Origin of the sequence: Mesorhizobium sp. J8, assembly GCF_016591715.1 — a bacterium.
Lineage (GTDB): Bacteria > Pseudomonadota > Alphaproteobacteria > Rhizobiales > Rhizobiaceae > Mesorhizobium.
Genome location: NZ_AP024109.1, coordinates 6,563,636 through 6,583,713 on the forward strand (window position 1 = coordinate 6,563,636; position 20,078 = coordinate 6,583,713).

General features: G+C 64.6%; 20 protein-coding genes. 9 read left to right on the forward strand and 11 right to left on the reverse strand.

Annotated elements, in window-relative coordinates:
• Positions 1–21: 21 nt before the first annotated feature.
• From MJ8_RS31445 to mdh, 8 genes are all read right to left on the reverse strand, one after another.
• Positions 22–735: a DUF4241 domain-containing protein gene (locus MJ8_RS31445; RefSeq protein ID WP_201412405.1), complete on the reverse strand. Its 714-nt coding sequence runs from the start codon at positions 733–735 to the stop codon at positions 22–24.
• Positions 736–751: 16 nt separating this feature from the next.
• On the reverse strand, positions 752–2,032 hold the full coding sequence (odhB, locus tag MJ8_RS31450; RefSeq protein ID WP_201412406.1) for a 2-oxoglutarate dehydrogenase complex dihydrolipoyllysine-residue succinyltransferase: 1,281 nt from the start codon (positions 2,030–2,032) through the stop codon (positions 752–754).
• Between the two features lie 45 nt (positions 2,033–2,077).
• Positions 2,078–5,065, reverse strand: coding sequence for a 2-oxoglutarate dehydrogenase E1 component (locus MJ8_RS31455; protein ID WP_201412407.1), 2,988 nt, complete (start codon positions 5,063–5,065; stop codon positions 2,078–2,080).
• Between the two features lie 147 nt (positions 5,066–5,212).
• A complete protein-coding gene (gene sucD / locus MJ8_RS31460; RefSeq protein WP_201412408.1) occupies positions 5,213–6,115 on the reverse strand; it encodes a succinate--CoA ligase subunit alpha in 903 nt (300 codons plus the stop codon).
• A 12-nt stretch (positions 6,116–6,127) separates the two neighbouring features.
• A complete protein-coding gene (locus MJ8_RS31465) occupies positions 6,128–6,625 on the reverse strand; it encodes a DUF1579 family protein (protein WP_201412409.1) in 498 nt (165 codons plus the stop codon).
• 3 nt (positions 6,626–6,628) lie between these two features.
• Positions 6,629–7,000 (reverse strand): cupin domain-containing protein, encoded by a 372-nt coding sequence (locus tag MJ8_RS31470; RefSeq protein ID WP_201412410.1) that lies wholly within the window; start codon positions 6,998–7,000, stop codon positions 6,629–6,631.
• Positions 7,001–7,005: 5 nt separating this feature from the next.
• A complete protein-coding gene (sucC, locus tag MJ8_RS31475; RefSeq protein WP_201412411.1) occupies positions 7,006–8,199 on the reverse strand; it encodes an ADP-forming succinate--CoA ligase subunit beta in 1,194 nt (397 codons plus the stop codon).
• A gap of 41 nt (positions 8,200–8,240) precedes the next feature.
• Entirely contained in the window at positions 8,241–9,209 is a 969-nt protein-coding gene (gene mdh, locus MJ8_RS31480; RefSeq protein ID WP_095769532.1) for a malate dehydrogenase, read from the reverse strand.
• Positions 9,210–9,421: 212 nt separating this feature from the next.
• Here mdh and MJ8_RS31485 point away from each other — a divergent pair, with 212 nt between their 5' ends.
• On the forward strand, positions 9,422–9,886 hold the full coding sequence (locus tag MJ8_RS31485) for a GNAT family N-acetyltransferase (RefSeq protein ID WP_201412412.1): 465 nt from the start codon (positions 9,422–9,424) through the stop codon (positions 9,884–9,886).
• A 156-nt stretch (positions 9,887–10,042) separates the two neighbouring features.
• Here the strand turns inward: MJ8_RS31485 and zapE are convergent, their stop codons facing one another.
• From zapE to MJ8_RS31500, 3 genes are all read right to left on the reverse strand, one after another.
• Positions 10,043–11,242, reverse strand: a complete 1,200-nt coding sequence (gene zapE, locus MJ8_RS31490; protein WP_201412413.1) for a cell division protein ZapE — start codon at positions 11,240–11,242, stop codon at positions 10,043–10,045.
• Positions 11,243–11,424: 182 nt separating this feature from the next.
• A complete protein-coding gene (locus tag MJ8_RS31495) occupies positions 11,425–11,982 on the reverse strand; it encodes a protease inhibitor Inh/omp19 family protein (protein WP_225248086.1) in 558 nt (185 codons plus the stop codon).
• Between the two features lie 195 nt (positions 11,983–12,177).
• Positions 12,178–12,615, reverse strand: coding sequence for a VOC family protein (locus MJ8_RS31500; protein WP_201412414.1), 438 nt, complete (start codon positions 12,613–12,615; stop codon positions 12,178–12,180).
• Between the two features lie 126 nt (positions 12,616–12,741).
• Here MJ8_RS31500 and MJ8_RS31505 point away from each other — a divergent pair, with 126 nt between their 5' ends.
• The 8 genes from MJ8_RS31505 (at position 12,742) to MJ8_RS31540 (ending at position 19,939) form a co-directional block, all read left to right on the forward strand.
• Complete coding sequence (locus MJ8_RS31505; RefSeq protein WP_201412415.1) at positions 12,742–13,779, forward strand: MBL fold metallo-hydrolase; 1,038 nt, start codon at positions 12,742–12,744, stop codon at positions 13,777–13,779.
• Between the two features lie 30 nt (positions 13,780–13,809).
• On the forward strand, positions 13,810–13,971 hold the full coding sequence (locus tag MJ8_RS31510; protein WP_031195454.1) for a DUF1328 family protein: 162 nt from the start codon (positions 13,810–13,812) through the stop codon (positions 13,969–13,971).
• Positions 13,972–14,045: 74 nt separating this feature from the next.
• A complete protein-coding gene (gene dapF, locus MJ8_RS31515; RefSeq protein ID WP_201412416.1) occupies positions 14,046–14,930 on the forward strand; it encodes a diaminopimelate epimerase in 885 nt (294 codons plus the stop codon).
• Complete coding sequence (gene mtaB, locus MJ8_RS31520; RefSeq protein WP_201412417.1) at positions 14,930–16,255, forward strand: tRNA (N(6)-L-threonylcarbamoyladenosine(37)-C(2))-methylthiotransferase MtaB; 1,326 nt, start codon at positions 14,930–14,932, stop codon at positions 16,253–16,255. The genes dapF and mtaB overlap by 1 nt, the downstream gene beginning before the upstream one ends.
• A gap of 14 nt (positions 16,256–16,269) precedes the next feature.
• A complete protein-coding gene (gene ftsY / locus MJ8_RS31525) occupies positions 16,270–17,985 on the forward strand; it encodes a signal recognition particle-docking protein FtsY (RefSeq protein ID WP_201412418.1) in 1,716 nt (571 codons plus the stop codon).
• Positions 17,986–18,045: 60 nt separating this feature from the next.
• Entirely contained in the window at positions 18,046–18,702 is a 657-nt protein-coding gene (locus tag MJ8_RS31530; RefSeq protein ID WP_201412419.1) for a septation protein A, read from the forward strand.
• Positions 18,703–18,751: 49 nt separating this feature from the next.
• Complete coding sequence (locus tag MJ8_RS31535) at positions 18,752–19,372, forward strand: pyridoxamine 5'-phosphate oxidase family protein (RefSeq protein ID WP_201412420.1); 621 nt, start codon at positions 18,752–18,754, stop codon at positions 19,370–19,372.
• 36 nt (positions 19,373–19,408) lie between these two features.
• Entirely contained in the window at positions 19,409–19,939 is a 531-nt protein-coding gene (locus tag MJ8_RS31540; protein ID WP_201412421.1) for an NADPH-dependent FMN reductase, read from the forward strand.
• Positions 19,940–20,078 lie beyond the last annotated feature (139 nt).

Below are 20,078 nucleotides of genomic sequence, written 5' to 3' on the forward strand. Positions count from 1 at the left end.
TTATGGGTGAGGCAAATATTCTCATCGATCGGCCTCGTTACGGCCATCGGCGTTTTCGAGCACTTCGAAGTCGGTCATCAGGAGCAGCGGTTCGCCGGATGCGTCCAACCCCCAGAAAGACCGATACGCCCCGTCGCCATAGCCAGTATCGAACATGGCTACATTGATCGGGTTGCCTTCAATCGGACTCTCGATGCAAAACCTGTCGATAGTGCACGCGACGTCGGCGAGATAGTCGTCAAGTTCCTCTTGGTCAGACATTATCGTCAGGAACGACTTGTCCATAAACGACGCAACCGCGTCATCAACGATAAATTCAAGAAATTCTGACTTATAGACAGGTGGGCGATCGGGAACGAAGGTCGCCAATTCCCAGCGTACTGGCAAGCCGGGGCCGAACCGCAAGACCGCTGCAGCAATACAGCCGTGCGCCTGAAGCAGGATGACCGGATAGCGTCCCGGCTTCACCTTACGGATGAAAGCAGGCCTGCTTAGTCCGGTGATAAGCGGATCGCAGGCAACGATTTCGCCGGTGGGCAATTCAAGCTCACCAATCGTGATGGCGGTGATTTTCCGTTCTGCCATTTCGGCAGAGCTGAGAGCGAAGACGCCGAGATTGCTGCTGATCTCGGAGGCGTCCCAATCGGCGGGCGAAGCGACCACGGGCAAGTCGGAGAAAAGCCAGACGCGTCCACGCCGAAGGAATCGGCGTACGGCATCTGACCAGCCGCTCATTGCGGATCAGCTCCGATCACAGATCGAGCACCAGCCGCTCGGGATCCTCCAGGCTTTCCTTGACGCGCACCAGGAAGGTCACCGCTTCCTTGCCGTCGACGATGCGGTGATCGTAGCTGAGCGCCAGATACATCATCGGGCGGATGACGATCTGGCCGCCGACCACCACCGGCCGGTCCTGGATCTTGTGCATGCCGAGGATGCCCGACTGCGGCGCGTTGAGGATCGGCGTCGACATCAGCGAGCCGTAAACGCCACCGTTGGAAATCGTGAACGTGCCGCCCTGCATGTCCGCCACCGACAGCTTGCCGTCGCGCGCGGCGAGGCCCAGCCGGCCGATCTCCTTCTCGATCTCGGCGATCGACATCTGGTCGGCGTCGCGCACCACCGGCACCACCAGGCCCTTGTCGGTGCCGACGGCGACGCCGACATGGGCAAAGTTCTTGTAGATGATGTCGGTGCCGTCGATCTCCGCATTGACCGCCGGGATCTCCTTCAGCGCATGCGTCACCGCCTTGGTGAAGAAGCCCATGAAGCCGAGCTTCACGCCATGCTTCTTCTCGAACACGTCCTTGTATTTGGCCCGCAGCGCCATCACCGCGCTCATATCCACCTCGTTGAAGGTGGTGAGCATGGCGGCGGTCGATTGCGCTTCCTTTAGCCGGCGCGCGATCGTCTGGCGCAGCTTGGTCATGCGCACCCGCTCCTCGCGCGGCGCATCCTCGGCCGAGGACGGCGCGCGGGCGACGACCGGCGCCGGAGCCGCCTTCGGCGTCTCGGCCGGCTGCGACGGCGCGCCCCTGGCGATGGCGTCGAGCACATCGCCCTTCAGCACCTGGCCGCGCTTGCCGGAGCCGGACAACTGATCGACCGAAAGATTGTTTTCGGCGATCAGCTTGGCCGCCGCAGGGGCAGGCGGCATGGTGCGCGGCTCGATCGGACCGGCGTCGCCGGCGACCTTGGCGGTCTCGGCCGCGGCCTGCTTGGTGGTGGACGCGGCGTCCGGGCTGGAAGCCTGCGCCACCGCCTGCGGCTTGGTGGCCGGAGCGGCGGCCGCACCGCCCGCCGAAATCGAGCCGAGCAGCGCGCCGACATTGACGGTCTCGCCTTCCTTGACGGTGATCTCGGAGAGCGTCCCGGCGCCCGCGGCGGGCACTTCCACAGTCACCTTGTCGGTTTCGAGCTCGACCAAGGGCTCATCGGCGGCGATCGTGTCGCCGACCTTCTTGAACCACTTGCCGACGGTCGCCTCGGTGACGGATTCGCCGAGAGTGGGGACGCGGATTTCGGTAGCCATTGTGCCTGTCCGTTCTCTTGTCTTCTTGAGGTCTGTTTCGTCCGGTTATTCGCCGAGAGCGTCGTCGAGCAGCGCGGCGAGCTGGCTGAGATGCTTCGACATCAACCCGGTCGCCGGCGAGGCCGAGGCCGGCCGGCCGGTATAGCGCACCCGCTGATGCTTGGCGTCGATATGCGCCAGCACCCATTCGAGATAGGGATCGATGAACGACCAGGCGCCCATGTTCTTGGGCTCCTCCTGGCACCAGACCATCTCGGCATTGCGGAAACGCGACAATTCGGTGATCAGCGCCTTGGCCGGGAACGGATAGAGCTGTTCGACGCGCAAAAGGTAGATGTCGTTGATGCCGCGCTTCTCGCGCTCCTCATAGAGGTCGTAGTAGACCTTGCCCGAGCATAGCACGACGCGGCGGATCTTGGAGTCCTTCACCAGCTTGATCGGCTGGTCGGCCAAGAGCTGCGCATCGTCCCACAACAGCCGGTGGAACGAGCTTTCGCCCGCCATCTCCGACAGCGTCGACACCGCGCGCTTGTGGCGCAGCAGCGATTTCGGCGTCATCAGGATCAGCGGCTTGCGGAAGTCGCGCTTCAGCTGCCGGCGCAGGATATGGAAATAGTTAGCCGGCGTGGTGACGTTGGCGACCTGCATGTTGTCTTCCGCGCACAGCTGCAGGAAGCGCTCCAGCCGCGCCGACGAATGCTCCGGCCCCTGGCCCTCATAGCCATGCGGCAGCAGGCAGACGAGGCCCGACATGCGGAGCCACTTGCGCTCTCCGGATGAGATGAACTGGTCGAACACCACCTGGGCGCCGTTGGCGAAGTCGCCGAACTGCGCTTCCCAGAGCGTCAGCGCGTTGGGCTCGGCCAGGCTGTAGCCATATTCGAAGCCGAGCACCGCCTCTTCCGACAGCATCGAGTTGATGACCTCGTAGCCGGCCTGCGCAGCCGAGAGGTTGTTGAGCGGGATGTAGCGGGTCTCGTCGCGCTGGTCGTAAAGCACCGAATGGCGCTGCGAGAAGGTGCCCCGCTCCGAGTCCTGGCCGGAAAGCCGGATAGGGTTGCCGTCGAGCAGGATGGCGCCGAAGGCCAGCGCCTCGGCCGTCGACCAGTCGATGCCTTCGCCCGATTCGATCGCCTGGCGGCGGTTTTCGAGGAAGCGCAGGATGGTCTTGTGCGCCTCGAAATCCTTCGGCACCTCGGTCAGCTTCTTGCCGATTTCCTTCAGCGTGCGCACCGGCACGGCGGTCTTGCCGCGCCGCTGTTCGTCCTGGTTGTCGGCGGTGCGCAGGCCCGACCATGCGCCGTCCAGCCAGTCGGCCTTGTTCGGCTTGTAATGCTGACCGACTTCCCATTCGGCTTCCAGATGCGCGCGCCAGTCGGCCCGCATCTTGTCGACCTCGGCCTGGGTGACGTGGCCTTCGGCGATCAGCCGGTCGGCATAGATCTGCACCGTCGTCTTGTGGCTGCGGATGTTGCGATACATGATCGGCTGGGTGAAGGACGGCTCGTCGCCCTCATTGTGGCCGAAGCGGCGGTAGCAGAACATGTCCACCACCACGGGCTTGTGGAACTTCATGCGGAATTCGGTCGCCACCTTGGCGGCATGCACCACCGCCTCCGGATCGTCGCCGTTGACGTGGAAAATCGGCGCTTCGATCATCTTGGCCACATCCGACGGATAGGGCGAGGAACGCGAGAAGCGCGGATTGGTGGTGAAGCCGATCTGGTTGTTGATGATGAAATGCAGTGTGCCGGCGACGCGATGGCCGCGCAGGCCGGAGAGCCCGAACATCTCGGCGATGACGCCCTGGCCGGCAAATGCCGCGTCGCCATGGAGCAGCAGCGGCATGACCTTGGCGCGTTCCGACAGCGGCACGATCTCGCCGCGCTCGCGCCCGGCGAGCTGGTCCTGCTTGGCGCGCGCCTTGCCCATCACCACAGGGTCGACGATTTCCAGATGCGAGGGGTTGGCGGTCAGCGACAGATGCACCTTGTTGCCGTCGAACTCGCGGTCCGACGAGGCGCCGAGATGGTACTTCACGTCGCCCGAGCCCTCGACGTCGTCGGGAGCGGCCGAGCCGCCCTTGAACTCGTGGAAGATGGCGCGGTGCGGCTTCGCCATCACCTGGGAGAGCACGTTGAGGCGACCGCGATGCGCCATGCCGAGCACGACCTCCTTGAGGCCGAGCTGGCCGCCGCGCTTGATGATCTGCTCCAGCGCCGGGATCAGCGCTTCACCGCCGTCGAGGCCGAAGCGCTTGGTGCCCTTGTACTTGACGTCGATATACTGCTCGAAGCCTTCCGCCTCGATCAGCTTCGACAGGATCGCCTTCTTGCCGGTGGCGGTGAAGGTGATCTCCTTGTCGGCGCCTTCGATGCGGGCCTGTATCCAGGCCTTCTCTTCCGGGTCGGAAATATGCATGAACTCGACGCCGAGCGTCGAGCAATAGGTGCGGGTCAGGATGTCCAGCATCTGCCGCACGGTGCCGAATTCGAGGCCGAGCACGTTGTCGAGGAAGATCGGCCGGTCGTAATCGGCTTCGGTGAAGCCGTAATTCTCCGGCGACAGCTCGTTATAGTCCTCGAGCGGCTTGGCGATGCCGAGCGGGTCGAGATTGGCGTGCAGGTGGCCGCGCATGCGGTAGGCGCGGATCATCATGATGGCGCGCACGGAATCGCGCGTCGCCTGGTGCACGTCGGCGTCGGAAAGCACGGCGCCGTTGACGACCGCCTTCTCCTTGACCTTCTTTTCGATCGCCTTTTCGACCAGGCCCCAATTGCCGTCGAGCGCCGAGACCAGCTCGCCATTGGCCGTGAGCGGCCAGGAAGGCTTCGCCCAGGAAGCACCCTTGGCGTTCTTGCGCACGTCGCCCGCGTCGTCCTTCAGCGCCGCGAAGAAATCCTGCCACTCCGGGTCGACCGAACCCGGATTGTCCTCATAGGCGGCATAGAGCGCGTCGATATAGTCGGCATTGCCGCCATAGAGGAACGAGGTGAGCGAGAATTGGTCGTTGGCCTGATCTTGTCTTGCCATTTTCGTCTGCGGAGCCTGGCTCCGTCTCCTAGTTTGGAGGGGAGTAGGGCAGTAGGGGAGTAAGGCAGTAAGGAAAGCGGCAATTGTCGCTGCACATCCCGTTGTTCCTATTCCCTTACTCCCTTACTGCCCTACTCCCTTACTGCCTTAACCCTTGATCGCCTCGACCAGCGTCGTGCCGAGCCGAGCCGGCGAGGGCGAAACCTTAATGCCGGCCGATTCCATCGCCGCGATCTTGTCTTCCGCGCCGCCCTTGCCGCCCGAGATCACCGCGCCCGCATGGCCCATGGTGCGGCCGGCCGGCGCGGTGCGCCCGGCGATGAAGCCCGCCATCGGTTTCTTGCGGCCGCGCTTGGCTTCGTCCTTGAGGAACTGCGCGGCGTCTTCCTCGGCCGAGCCGCCGATCTCGCCGATCATGATGATCGACTTGGTCTCGTCGTCGGCGAGGAACATCTCCAGCACATCGATGAACTCGGTGCCCTTGACCGGGTCGCCGCCGATGCCCACCGCCGTGGTCTGGCCGAGGCCGACATTGGTGGTCTGGAAGACTGCCTCATAGGTAAGCGTTCCCGAGCGCGAAACAACGCCCACCGAGCCCTTGCGGAAGATGTTGCCGGGCATGATGCCGATCTTGCATTCGTCGGGCGTCAGCACGCCCGGGCAGTTCGGTCCGATCAGCCGCGAGCTGGAACGATCGAGCCGCGCCTTGACCTTGACCATGTCCACGACCGGGATGCCCTCGGTGATGCAGACGATCAGCGGGATCTCGGCCTCGATCGCCTCGATGATCGCCTCGCCCGCGCCCGCCGGCGGCACGTAGATGACGGAGGCATTGGCGCCGGTCCTTGCCTTGCCCTCGGCGACGGTGGCGAAGATCGGCAGGCTTTCACCCTTCGAGCCGGTCCAGGTTTCGCCGCCCTTCTTCGGATGGATGCCGCCCACCATCTTGGTGCCGTGATAGGCCAGCGCCTGCTCGGTGTGGAAGGTGCCTGTCTTGCCGGTCAGACCTTGCACCAGCACCTTGGTATTCTTGTCGACGAGAATGGACATCGCGGCCCTTTTCTAAAAACCGTTGATCGTGGAAGGCGAGACGCGCCGGTAGAGCCCGCTCACCATGTCTTGCCAAACATTGCTGCTCGTGGGCTTGAACTGAAGTTTCATTCGATAGGAATCGATGTCGTCAAAATTGTAGGTCACGCGAGCCGAGCCGCGCGGCGACGACCGTTCCAGCGCAAGTTCGCCGCCGTTCCACCTGCCCGTGGCCGGTGACATCGGCACGAACCCCATCGAGTCGAACTGATGCACGGTGACGAGGCCGTTCTGCTGGTCGAAGCCGAACACATTGTGCGCGCCGAACGAGACGGTGCCGTCGCGGCGCTGGCGATAGCGCTGCACCACGAACAGGCCGCCGAACTGCGCCTCGGCCAGCACTTCCGCAGTCGCCGTGCCGGCATCGGTCCATTGCGTTGCCGCGACTTCTTCCTCGCCGCGCCAAGCGCCGACCAACGCCTGCAGGCGTTGGTGACCGTCCGAGAGGGAAGAGAAGGGCGACGCGTTCATGGCTCAAAGCCGCTTCAGGTCGGTGACGGTGAGATCACTCCGGGCATTGCCGGTGTTGACCGTCGTCGCCGGCTCGAACATCAGCACCACCGGCTCCTTGGTCAGCGAGCGCGGCCGGTGCTCGACGCCGCGCGGCACGACGACGAAGTCGCCCTCGCCGAGCTCGACCGGCCCGTCGCGGAAGTCGATGGCGATCCTGCCGCGCAGCACCAGGAAGGCCTCATCCTCATCGTCATGCGCGTGCCAGTCGAAAACCTCGCCGAACTTGGCGACCTTGGCCTGGAAATCGTTGACGTCGCCGGCGATGTGCGGATCGAAGACCTTGGCGATCTTTTGATCCGCAGCCTCGACCAGGTTTATCTTGCGCGGAGGCATCCGCTTTAGCCCTTCACCGCCTTGACGATCTTCTTGGCCGCGTCGTCGAGGTCGTCGGCCGAGACGACGTTGAGGCCGCTGTCGTTGATGATCTTCTTGCCGAGTTCGGCATTGGTGCCTTCCAAGCGCACGACCAGCGGCACCTTCAGGCCCACTTCCTTCACCGCCGCGATCACGCCCTCGGCGATGACATCGCACTTCATGATGCCGCCGAAAATGTTGATCAGGATGCCTTCGACCGCCGGATCCTTGGTGATGATCTTGAACGCCGCCGTGACCTTTTCCTTCGAGGCGCCGCCGCCGACGTCGAGGAAGTTAGCCGGCTCAGCACCATAGAGCTTGATGATGTCCATCGTCGCCATGGCAAGGCCGGCGCCGTTGACCATGCAGCCGATATTGCCGTCGAGCGCGACATAGGCGAGGTCGTATTTCGACGCCTCGATCTCCTTCTCGTCCTCTTCGGTGGTATCGCGCAATTCCACCACGTCCGGGTGGCGGAACAACGCGTTGTTGTCGAAGGACACCTTCGCGTCGAGCACGCGCAGATGCCCGTCCTTCATGACGATCAGCGGATTGACCTCGAGCAGGCTCATGTCCTTCTCGACAAAGGCCTTGTAGAGCGTCGGGAAGAGCGAGGCGCCGTCCTTGGCCGCATCGCCGTCGAGCTTCAGCGCGCCGTTGAGCGTCTTCACGTCGTCCGCCGTCACGCCTTTTTCCGGGTCGATGGCGACCGTGACGATCTTTTCCGGCGTGTCATGCGCGACCGTCTCGATGTCCATGCCGCCCTCGGTCGAGACGACGAAGGCGATGCGGCCGACCGAGCGGTCGACCAGGATCGACAGATAGAGCTCGCGGGCGATGTCGGCGCCGTCCTCGATATAGAGGCGGTTGACCTGCTTGCCGGCCGGCCCCGTCTGCTTGGTGACCAGCGTGTGGCCCAGCATCTCGTTGGCGTTGGCGACCACTTCGGCGGCCGACTTCGCCAGCCGCACACCGCCCTTGGCGTCGGGGCCGAGCTCCTTGAACTTGCCCTTGCCGCGGCCGCCGGCATGGATCTGGCTCTTCACGACATAAAGCGGGCCGGGCAATGCCTTGGCGGCGGCCTCGGCCTCGCTCGCCTTGAACACCGGAACGCCGCTTGCGACCGGCGCGCCGAAGGTCTTCAGCAGCGCCTTGGCCTGATACTCATGGATGTTCATGCGCTTGGTCTCCGGGGAGGACGGTTACTTTACCGGCGAGATTACTTGCCCGCGAGGTGCGGGGCGATTTTGGTGCAGGCCTCGGTCAGGCCCTGGACGGCCGCGACCGAATTGTCGAACATCTTCTGCTCGGCCTTGGAGAGATCGATCTCGATGACGCGCTCGACGCCGCCGGCACCGATCACCACCGGAACGCCGACATAGGTGTTCTTGACGCCATACTGGCCGGAGAGATGCGCCGCGCAGGGCAGCACGCGCTTCTTGTCCTTGAGGTAGGATTCGGCCATGGCGATCGCGGACGCCGCCGGCGCGTAGTAGGCCGAGCCGGTCTTGAGCAGGCCGACGATTTCGGCGCCGCCGTCGCGGGTGCGCTGTACGATCTGGTCGAGCTTCTCTTTCGAGGTCCAGCCCATCTTGACGAGGTCGGGCAGCGGGATGCCGGAGACGGTCGAATAGCGGATCATTGGCACCATGGAATCGCCGTGGCCGCCAAGCACGAAGGCGGTGACGTCCTCGACGGAGACCTTGAACTCTTCCGCCAGGAAATAGCGGAAACGGGCGCTGTCGAGCACGCCGGCCATGCCGACGACATGGCTGGTCGGCAGGCCGGAGAACTTCTGCAGCGCCCAGACCATCGCGTCGAGCGGGTTGGTGATGCAGATGACGAAGGCCTTCGGCGCGTACTTCTTCAGGCCGGCGCCGACCTGTTCCATGACCTTGAGGTTGATGCCGAGAAGATCGTCGCGGCTCATGCCCGGCTTGCGCGGCACGCCGGCGGTGACGATGCACACGTCCGCGCCCTCGATGCCGGCATAGTCGTTGACACCGGTCAGCCGGGAATCGAAGCCGTCGACCGGCGAGGACTGCGCGATGTCGAGGCCCTTGCCCTGCGGAATGCCCTCGGCGATATCGAACAGCACCACGTCGCCGAGATCCTTGAGGCCGATCATATGGGCCAGCGTGCCGCCGATCATGCCCGAGCCGATGAGCGCTATCTTGTTGCGTGCCATGTGAGGATGTTTTCCCTTTGTCTGTGACGAGGTCGTGACGGGGCCGGGAGGCCGAAAGGATGCGTGAAGCCGCGAGATTTGGCCGCACCCAATAACTCCGGCACGGAAGAAATTCAAACGATTATTTTGAGCCTAGTGTTTTCAATCGGTTAGATACTTCGGGAATTACGTAAACGTAAAAGTTTGCGAGCTGAATGAGGAGAATTTACACAATGAACGTCGAAATCAGAAGGCTTCATCCCGGCGATGACGCTGTTGTGATGCGAGTGGCCGACGCGGTGTTCGATGAGCCGGTACGGCCGGACCGCCTCGCCGCCTATCTCGCTTCGCCCGGCCATTTCATGATCGTGGCGATAATCGACGAAATCGTGGTGGGCCAGTGCGCCGCCGTCATCCACCGTCACCCGGACAAGGTGGGCGAGCTTTATATCGACGAGGTCGGCGTGGCGCCGCCCTTCCAGCGACGGGGTATCGCGCGAAAGCTGCTCGACGCCATGTTCGAAATCGGCCGCGAGCATGGCTGCGAAGAGGCTTGGGTCGGCACCGAGCCCGACAACGAGCCGGCGCGGGCGCTCTATGAAACGCGGAAGGAGCCGCATGGGAAGGCCGAGGATTTCGTGATGTATGTGTATCGGCTTTCAAAGTTGGTCGAAACGCCCCCGCTCTCGTCATCCTAGGGCGGAGCAAGGAGCGAAGCGACGCGCAGACCCTAGGATCCATGCGGTGACGCTAAAGCTTTGGAACGGTTCAGAATTCTGCTCCGCCGCGTTCCATGTTCGGACGTCACGGAATGGACCCTCGGGCCAAGCCTGAGGATGACGAAGGCGAGGAGGCTACCCCTGCGCCTGCCGCGCCTCCGCCACCGGCGCGGCCTGCCGCCGCTCCGCCCAGCCGTCCAGCCAGTCGCGGCTCTGCATTTCGACCAGGCGCGAGGCGGTGCGCTCGAATTCGAACACTTCGGTGCCGCGCTTGGCCGTGTAGAGGCCCTCGGGCGGCGCCGCGGCGCTCATCACCAGCCGCATATGGTGGTCGTAGAGCGTGTCGATCAAAAGGATGAAGCGCTTGGCCTCGTTGCGCTTGCCTTCGCCCAGTACCGGCACATGGTCGATGAAGATGGTCGAGAAACGGCCGGCGATCGCCAGATAGTCGCGCGCGCCGAGCGGCTTTTCGCAAAGATCGGCGAAGGAAAAGCGCGCCGCGTCGCCGGCGGCGCGCGGCACGACGAGTTGGCGGCCTTTCAGCGTCAGCGTCACCTCGCCGGTCGGCTGGCCATGCGTCATCGCCTTCCAGGCCTCGTCCAATGCACGGTCAGCCAGGGCGTCGTCGGGCGTGACATAGACCGGCTGGCGGTTGAGCTTTTCCTGCCGGTAGTCCTTGTCGGCATCGAGCGTCATCACATGGGCGTTACGCTCGAGCAGCGAGATGAACGGCAGGAAGAGCTGGCGGTTCAGCCCGTCGCGGTAGAGGTTCTCCGGCGCCACGTTGGAGGTGGCGACCAGCACCACGCCGTTGGCGAACAATGCCGAGAACAGGCGCGACAGGATCATGGCGTCGGCGATGTCGGTGACGGAGAACTCGTCGAAGCACAGCACCCAGGCTTGGTCGGCCAGCGCCCGCGCCACCGGCGGGATCGGATCGTCTTCCTTGACCGTGCCCTCCTTGCGCGCCTGACGGTGCTTCTGGATCCGGTCCTGCACATCGGCCATGAAGTCGTTGAAATGCACGCGGCGCTTGCGCCGCACCGGCAACAGCTCGAAGAACATGTCCATCAGCATGGTCTTGCCGCGACCGACGGCGCCATGGATGTAGAGGCCCTTGACCGGCTCGCGCGGCTGCCGCTTGGCCGCGAACAGCCAGCCCAGCGCGCTCGATTTATGCGCCAGCCTTTTGGCCGATATCTCGTCGATCAGCCGGTCGAGCGCGGCGACGATGCGCTCCTGCGCCGGATCGCGCTCGACCGCGCCGCTCTCGACCAGATGATCGTAGCGCTGCCTGACGGTCGCATGGGTCTGGATACCGTCACGCAGATGCATAGGTCACGTCGTTTTCTTTGAGCGGACTACTCAGGAGGAGCCCGGGTGTGCCGAGATTCAGGTCAGGCCGAGTCGAGAATGGCGGTGTCCGAAAACCGAAGCGGAGCGTACTTGAAGTACGCGAGCACCGGAGCGGAGGACGCCGCCATTCGCAGGCCGCATCACCTGAATATAGGCATACCTCACCTTGTAAGCGAGATCGGCTGCCCATTGGAAGTCTGGCCGTCGAACTTTTCGCCGCCCGACGAATAGAGCCTGGCCAGCGTGCCGCCGTTTTCGTCGTAAAGCGTCAGCTGCTTGCCGGCCACGTTCCACGACTTGATGCCGTCGATCGGCGCAGGGCAGTGCAGCGGACCGGCGCGGTAGCCGGCGCCGAACTTGGTCTGCGGCGTCGCCACCTTGCAGCTCTGCCCGGAGACATTGACGTTCCACACGCCAGCGACGCTGGCCGCGGTGAGATCGGTGGCGCCGGCTGGCGCCGTGCCGTCGGGCGGCAGCGAGGCGACCTGGGTGTTCTTCGGCGCGGTCGGGAATTGCGACGGATCGGTGGTGCCGGGAGAAGCCGGCGGCGGCAGCTGGTTTTGCGTCACGGTGCCGGACGGCGCCGGCGTCAGCGGCGCCGGCTGCTGGTCGTCCATCGACGAGAAGCGAGAGGTCGAGCAGCCGCTGGCTACCAGCGCGGCCAGCGACACGGCCAAAAGGCCACTCCGCGAAAAGGGGCGGGTCATCGAAAAAGTCATCAAAACCTCCGTCGGATCCGGCCGGGGGGAGCCATCCGCGTAATCTCCGCTCCACCAAGATGGCGAAGGTGGCAGAATTTCAACCCGATATGGTTAAAATAGGGTTTTCGAGCCGGATGTTGCAAATTTATCGCAGTAAGCGACCGGTCCGGGGCCGCGCTCGATCCGATCTTTCAAGCCGTTGAAATTTCAGTGTTAAATCCGGGCGCTCGGCACGAACACATAGCCGTCCGGGCCGACGATGTAGCATTCGCGCAGGCCATGCGGCTTGTCGATCGAGCCGGCCAGCACGATGTGGCCGAGCGCCGCCGCCTTTTGTTCGACCGCATCGGGGTCGGCGCCATAAAGGCGCAGCTCGATCCCGGCTCCGCGCGTTTCGGCGCCCGCGGTGACGCCCGTCATCGGATTGTCGAGATAGGAATGGTCGGCATGCAGCATGAAGATCGAGCCCAGAAGCTCGACCGCCGCGAAATCCTCGTCGGCATAGATGATCCTGGCGCCGAGCACGTCGCGGCAGAAAGCCTCCATCGCCGCCATGTCCGTGACCAGCAGGTTGACGCCGACCCCATGCGGCAGCGAGCGGCCGAAATCCTCGGCCTTCATCCACGGCGTCTTGGTCCGCTTCATCGCCATGACGGTTCCCCCTCTCTCCCCGATCCTAATTGAATGGGGCTTCGCCCATTGGCATTCGCCAGCAAAATGCTTGCGCCAGGCGCGCGCGTCCTTATCTCAGGAAAGACCGAGCCGGCGGGAGAGTGAATGGCCGCGAGAAGAAGATCCGCCAACCGCTATTACAGCGGCCCGCCCAGCGATCATTTCGACGGCGCCTTGTTCTTCAATCCCGGCGGCAAGCCGCCCGGGCGCTTCAGCGATCTTCTCAGATGGCAGTTCGGCGGCGAACGGGCGAAATGGCCCTCTGCCTTTCCGAGCCCCCATCCGCCGGCAAAACCGGACGGGCGGCTGGATGGCGGCGCGCTTCGGATCACCATGGTTGGCCATGCCTCCCTTCTCATCCAGACCGCCGGGCTGAACATACTGACCGATCCGATCTGGTCGGAGCGCGCCTCGCCCTTCGCCTTCGCCGGCCCGCGAAGGGTGAATGCGCCAGGCATTGCCTTTGCCGACCTGCCGCCGATCGATCTGGTCCTGGTCAGCCACAATCACTACGACCATCTCGACCTCGCCACGCTGAAGCGGCTGAAGGAGAGACACGACCCGCTGGTGCTCACGCCGCTCGGCAACGACACCATCATCGGACGTGCCGTGCCCGGCATGCGGCTCGGCGCGCATGACTGGGGCGACAGGATCGATACCGGCGCGGCCGCCATCCATGTCGAGCCGGCGCATCACTGGTCGGCGCGCGGCGGACGCGATCGCCGCATGGCGCTATGGGCGGGTTTCGTCATCGAAACAGCAGCCGGCAACATCTACTTCGCTGGTGACACCGGCTTCCACGACGGCATCAACTACCGGCTGATGGCAAAAAAGCATGGCGGTTTCCGCCTCGCCATCCTGCCGATCGGCGCCTATGAGCCGCGCTGGTTCATGGCGCCGCAGCACCAGAATCCCGAGGAGGCCGTGCAAGGCATGAAGCTCTGCAACGCGGCCTTCGCGGCCGGCTGCCACTGGGGCACCTTCCATCTCACCGATGAGCCGATCGACGAGCCGGCGCAGAAGCTGGCCGAGGCGTTGGCCGCCGAAGACCTGCCACCGGAGCGTTTCCGCGCCATGCGACCGGGAGAGCTGTGGGACGTGCCGGCCATCTACAAAGGAACCCAAACCGGTCAAACGCGTTGATCCGCCGACGCAATTTCGCCGGAGCTTCCCATGATCAGGTGGATCATCATTCTTCTCATCATTGCCGCCGCCGCGAGCCTGCTCGGCATGCCGGCTTTGGCTGGCGCGGCCGCTACCGGTGCGCGTATCCTCATCGGCATCGTGCTGATCATCTTCCTGTTGATCGTGCTCGGGGTCTTCGCCGTCACATAAGACTCGGGCCGGACTGGTAATTCCGGGCCATTTCCGCCATATAGCGGCCAAATGGAACTGGAATGACCGGTTAGATGGCAGGCACCGCCCCCTTCGCCAAGATGAACGGCATCGGCAACGAGATCATCGTTGCCGATATGCGCGGTCGTGCCGACAAGGTGACGGCGGAAGCGGCAATCGCGCTGAACGCCGACACGGCGACCAGGTTCGACCAGATCATGGCGATCCATGACGCGCGCACGCCGGGTACCGCCTATTATATCGACATCCTGAATTCCGACGGCACCAGCGCGCAGGCCTGCGGCAACGGCACGCGCTGCGTCGTCCAGGCTCTGGCCGCCGAGACCGGCCAGAAGAGCTTCACCTTCGAGACCCGCGCCGGCATCCTGAATGCTCAAGAGCATGCCGACGGCATGATCTCCGTCGACATGGGCAAGCCGCATTTCGGCTGGCAGGAAATCCCGCTTGCCGAAGAGTTCCGCGATACCCGCATGATCGAGCTGCAGATCGGCCCGATCGACGCGCCGGTGCTGCATTCGCCGTCGGCGGTATCGATGGGCAATCCGCACGCGATCTTCTGGGTCGACAACGATGTCTGGTCCTACGAGCTCGACCGCTTCGGCCCGCTGCTTGAGAACCATCCGATCTTCCCCGAGCGCGCCAACATCACCATCGCGCAGGTGACCTCGCCTGAGACGATGATCATCCGCACCTGGGAGCGCGGCGCCGGCCTCACCAAGGCCTGCGGCTCCGCCGCATGTGCTGCCGTGGTGGCGGCCGCCCGCACCAAGCGCACCGGCCGCAGCGTCTCGCTGCTGACGCCCGGCGGCGGCGAATTGCATGTCGAATGGCGCGACGACGATCACGTCATCCTGACTGGCGCCGCCGAATGGGAGTTTTCCGGTAGCTTCGATCCCACGACCGGCGCCTGGGCCCGCGACACCGAAAGCGCCGCCTGATGTCCGCTCTTGAAAAAGGCGCGCCCCAGGCGCTCGCCGGCAAGGGCATCGACGTCGTCACCTTCGGCTGCCGCCTCAACACCTATGAATCGGAAGTGATGCGCCGCGAGGCCGAGAGCGCCGGCCTCGGCGCGCTCCAGGGCGGCGCCGTCATCTTCAACACCTGCGCCGTTACCGCCGAAGCGGTGCGCCAGGCCAAGCAGGCGATCCGCAAGGCGCGCCGCGAGAACCCTGAAGCCCGCATCATCGTCACCGGCTGCGCGGCGCAGACCGAGCCGCAGAACTTCGCCGCCATGGACGAGGTCGACCTCGTGCTCGGCAATGAGGAGAAGCTCAAGGCCAATTCCTATCGCGCTTTGCCCGATTTCGGCGTCAACGACACCGAGAAGGCGCGCGTCAACGACATCTTTTCGGTGCGCGAGACGGCAAGCCACATGGTCGATGCCATCGAGGGCCGGGCGCGCGCTTTCGTGCAGGTGCAGAATGGCTGCGATCATCGCTGCACCTTCTGCATCATCCCCTATGGTCGCGGCAATTCACGCTCGGTGCCGATGGGCGCGGTGGTCGAGCAGGTCAAGCGTCTCGCCGGCAACGGCTATGCCGAGATCGTGCTCTCGGGTGTCGACATGACCAGCTTCGGCGCCGACCTGCCGGGCAGCCCGAAGCTCGGCAAGCTGGTGAAGACGATCCTGCGTCAGGTGCCGGACGTGAGGCGGCTCAGGCTGTCCTCGATCGATTCCATCGAGGCCGACGACGACCTGCTCGACGCGATCGCCACCGAACCAAGGCTGATGCCGCATCTGCATCTGTCGCTGCAATCGGGCGACGACATGATCCTGAAGCGCATGAAGCGCCGCCATCTGCGCGACCAATCGATCCGCTTCTGCGAGGACGTGCGCAAGCTGCGTCCCGGCGTCGTCTTCGGCGCCGACATCATCGCCGGCTTCCCGACCGAGACCGAGGCGATGTTCGAGAATTCGGAGAAGATCGTCGAGGAATGCGGCTTGACACATCTGCATGTCTTCCCGTTCTCGCCGCGTGAGGGTACGCCCGCCGCGCGCATGCCGCAGGTCCGCCGCGAGGTGGTGAAGGCGCGCGCCGCGAGGTTGCGCGCCGCCGGCGAGGCCGCCTATCGTCGTCATTTGTCGTCGCTTGCCGGCACCAGGCAGTCGATCCTGATCGAGCGCGACGGGCTCGGCCGTACCGAAGGTTTCACGCTGGCCGCAATCGACACCGGCGCGCCCGGCGAGATCGTCGAGGCCGTCATCAGCGGCCATGACGGCGCCCGACTGGTTGCGGCGCCCTTTGCCGCGCAAGCCGCCTGAGAACTGCGAGACGCATGGCTGGTTTCTTCAAGAAGATATTTTCGTTCGGCAGGAAAGAGGTGGTCGAGGAGCGCGTCGACGAGACCGCCCCGCTGCCGCCGATCAAATGGGACCAGCTGGACGCGCTGAAGCCGGACGCCGAGCAGGCTGCGCCGGCGGAAGTGCTGGCGCGCGAACAGGAGCCCGCGGCGGAAACTGCGCCAGCGGGCGAACCCTCTCTTGATCTAGCTCCCGCTCCGCCGCCTGAAGAGCCGAAGCCCGAGCCCGCGCCAATCATCCCGCCGACGCCCGAGCCGATCGTTCCGGCCGAGCCGGAACCGCTGCCGGAGCCTGAACCGGAAGAAGAGCCGCGACCGGCGCCAGAGAAGCCTGAGCCGCCGGCGCCCGAAGAAGTGCCGCCGGCACAACCTGAGCCTTCCCCCGCGCCGACACCAACGCCCCAACCTGCCCCGCAGGAGGTGCCAGCACCCACGCCAACTCGGCCGGACATCGAGCCTTCGCGTCCGGAACCGCAGCCTGAGCCGGCGCCGGTCGAGGTGCCGACGCCCAGCGAGGTTCCCGCCGAGACGCCTGCACCCATCGAGGTGCCGCCGGCGGAGGCGCCTTCCGTAGAACCATCCGCCGAGGCCGACGCGGAAATCGCGCCTCCCATTCGACAGCCGGCGCCCGTCGAGCCGCAGCCGATCCTTGCCGAGATCGCACCCGAGCAGGAGGCTGTGCCGTCGCCGGCAAAGCCCGCCGCCGGCAAGGTGACGGTCTCGAAAAAAGTCGAACAGAAGGCCGAGCCGCAAAAGGCGCCGGAGCCGGCGCCGCGGCGCTCCTGGTTCCAGCGCATGCGCGACGGGCTTGCCCGCTCCTCGCGCGAGCTCACCGGCAACATTGCCGGCGTTTTCACCAAGCGAAAGCTGGACGAGGACACGCTGCAGGACCTGGAGGACGTGCTGATCCGCGCCGATCTCGGCGTGGAAACGGCGCTCCGCGTCACCGACTCGCTCGCTTCCAGCCGCTATGGCCGCGACGTCTCCGACTCTGAAGTCCGCGCAGTGATGGCCGCGGAGGTGGAGAAGGTGCTGACGCCGGTGGCAAAGCCGCTCGAGCTCGACCTCAGCCACAAGCCGCATGTCATCCTGGTCGTCGGCGTCAACGGCACCGGCAAGACGACCACCATCGGCAAATTGGCCGCCAAGCTCACCGACGGCGGCCTCAAGGTGATGCTGGCCGCCGGCGACACGTTCCGCGCGGCCGCGATCGAGCAGTTGAAGATCTGGGGCGAGCGCACGAAATCGCCCGTCATTGCCACCAAGCTCGGCGCCGACGCGGCGGGCCTCGCCTATGACGCCTTCGAGAAGGCGAAGGAGGCCGGCTCGGACGTGCTGATCATCGACACGGCCGGGCGCTTGCAGAACAAGACCGAGTTGATGGCCGAGCTGGAAAAGATCGTGCGCGTGCTGGGCAAGCTCGATCCGGAAGCGCCGCACACGGTGCTGCAGACGGTCGACGCCACCACGGGCCAGAACGCGCTGAACCAGGTCGAGATCTTCCGCAACGTCGCCGGCGTCAACGGGCTGGTGATGACCAAGCTGGACGGCACGGCGCGCGGCGGTATTCTGGTGGCGATCGCCGCCAAGCACCGGCTGCCGGTCTATTTCATCGGCGTCGGCGAGCAGGTCGACGACCTCGAACCGTTTTCCGCCAGCGAATTCGCAAGAGCAATCGCGGGCGTTGCTTGATTGGCGCGCTTTTTTGAGATGGCCTGCTTTTTGGCCAGATCATGCGCAAGAAGGGTTTTTATGAACATCATCGAACGCGACCCGTCCGATCCTCGCCGCAAGCCGATCAACCCAGGCTTGAAGTTCCTGCTCGAGCTTGGTCCCGGCCTCGTGTTCTTCTTCACCACCATCCGCGGCGAGTGGCTCGCGGAGAAATTCCCGGTGCTCAGCCATCTCGGCGAGCCTATCCTCATCGCCACCGCCTTCTTCATGGTGGCGACCGCGCTTTCGCTCGGCGTCTCCTGGCTGCTCACGCGCAGCCTGCCGCTGATGCCGCTGGTCTCGGCGATCGTCGTCTTCGTCTTCGGCGCGCTGGCGCTTTACCTGCAGGACAAGACCTTCGCCTTCATGAAGCCGACCATCATCAATTCGCTGTTCGGCGTAACCCTGCTCGGCGGGCTGCTGTTCGGCCGCTCGCTGCTCGGCTACGTCTTCGATTCCGCCTTTCAGCTCGATGCAGAGGGCTGGCGCAAGCTGACCTTCCGCTGGGGCCTGTTCTTCCTGTTCCTCGCCGTGCTCAACGAGGTGGTGTGGCGCAACTTTTCCGAAGCGACCTGGCTTTATTTCAAGGTCTGGGGCACGATCCCGATCACCTTGCTGTTCACCTTCAGCCAGATGCCGCTGATCATGCGCCACTCGCTGGAGGAGAAAGCCAAGGAAGGGAAGACGGGGAATTAACGCGAAGCCTTAAAAACGCGCCCGGCGGTTGGGCTTTGAGGGGGACTGCATGGAATTCCTGACCACGCGCGACGAGCTGAGGACGATCTACAAGACCCCGCGGCCGACCGACGGCTCGATCCGCAAGGAGCTCAAAAGCCTCGACGGCCATTGCCGCTCCTTCATCGGCAAGAGCCCCTTCGTGCTGATCGGTTCCTCCGACGGCGCCGGCAATGCCGATGTGACGCCCAAGGGCGACAAGCCCGGCTTCACCGCCATCCTCGACAGCTCGACCATCGCCATTCCCGACCGGCCCGGCAACAACCGGCTGGACACGCTGGAAAACATCATCCGCAACCCGTCCGTCGGGCTGCTCTTCCTCATCCCCGGCATGAACGAAACGCTGCGCGTCAATGGCGACGCCCGCATCACCGTCGATACCGTGTTGCGCGAACGCCTGGCCGTCGACGGCAAGGAACCGCAGAGCGTGATCGTGGTGACGGTCAAGGCGGCCTATATGCATTGCGCCAAGGCCTTCATGCGCTCCGACCTCTGGAAACCGAAGACCTGGTACGATCGCGCCACGCTGCCGACGCTCGGCCAGATCATCCGCGACCAGCTGGCGCTGAGCGAAAGCGCCGGCGAGATCGATCGCGAGCTGGACGACGATTACCGCCAGACCATGTGGTAGGCTTTCCGGACGACTCAACCTTCGTCCGGCTCTCCCTTGACAGAAATCGTCGCCATATCGGGCAGCCTGCGCGCCGCCTCGACCAACTCGGCCCTGCTTGCGGCATTGGCCGCCAACGCGCCCGCGGATTGCCGTGTCCGGGTCTATGACGGCCTCGGCCGGCTGCCGATCTTCAACCCGGATGACGAGGGCGAGCGCACGCCGCCCGAAGCGGCGCGCCTGATCGAGATGATCACCCGCGCCGACGGCGTCATCGTCTCCTGCCCAGAATATGCGCATGGCGTGCCCGGTGGCATGAAGAACGCGCTCGACTGGCTGGTCTCGCGCGACGCCGCGGTCGGCAAGCCGGCGATGCTGGTGCATGCCTCGCCCCGTTCGCTCTATGCGCGGGCGGCGCTCGCCGAGATCATGCGGACGATGTCGTTGGCGATGTATGAGGAGACGCTGGAGATCGCGCTGCTGGGGAAGAAGCCGGCGGAGATAGGGGCGATCCTGGCCGAGGATGCGAACCGGCAGGCGATGCGCGGAGCGATCGAGGCTTTCTCCGGGTTCATTCGATCAAAGTGAGCGCTAACCAGCTTCGCTTGCGATCCTTCGCGCCCCCCTCTGCCCTGCCGGGCATCTCCCCCACAAGGGGGGAGATCAGCAGGTTCGGCGCCGGCGCCATTCCTGCAACGTCGGCGATTGGCGAAAGCCGAGGCGACAT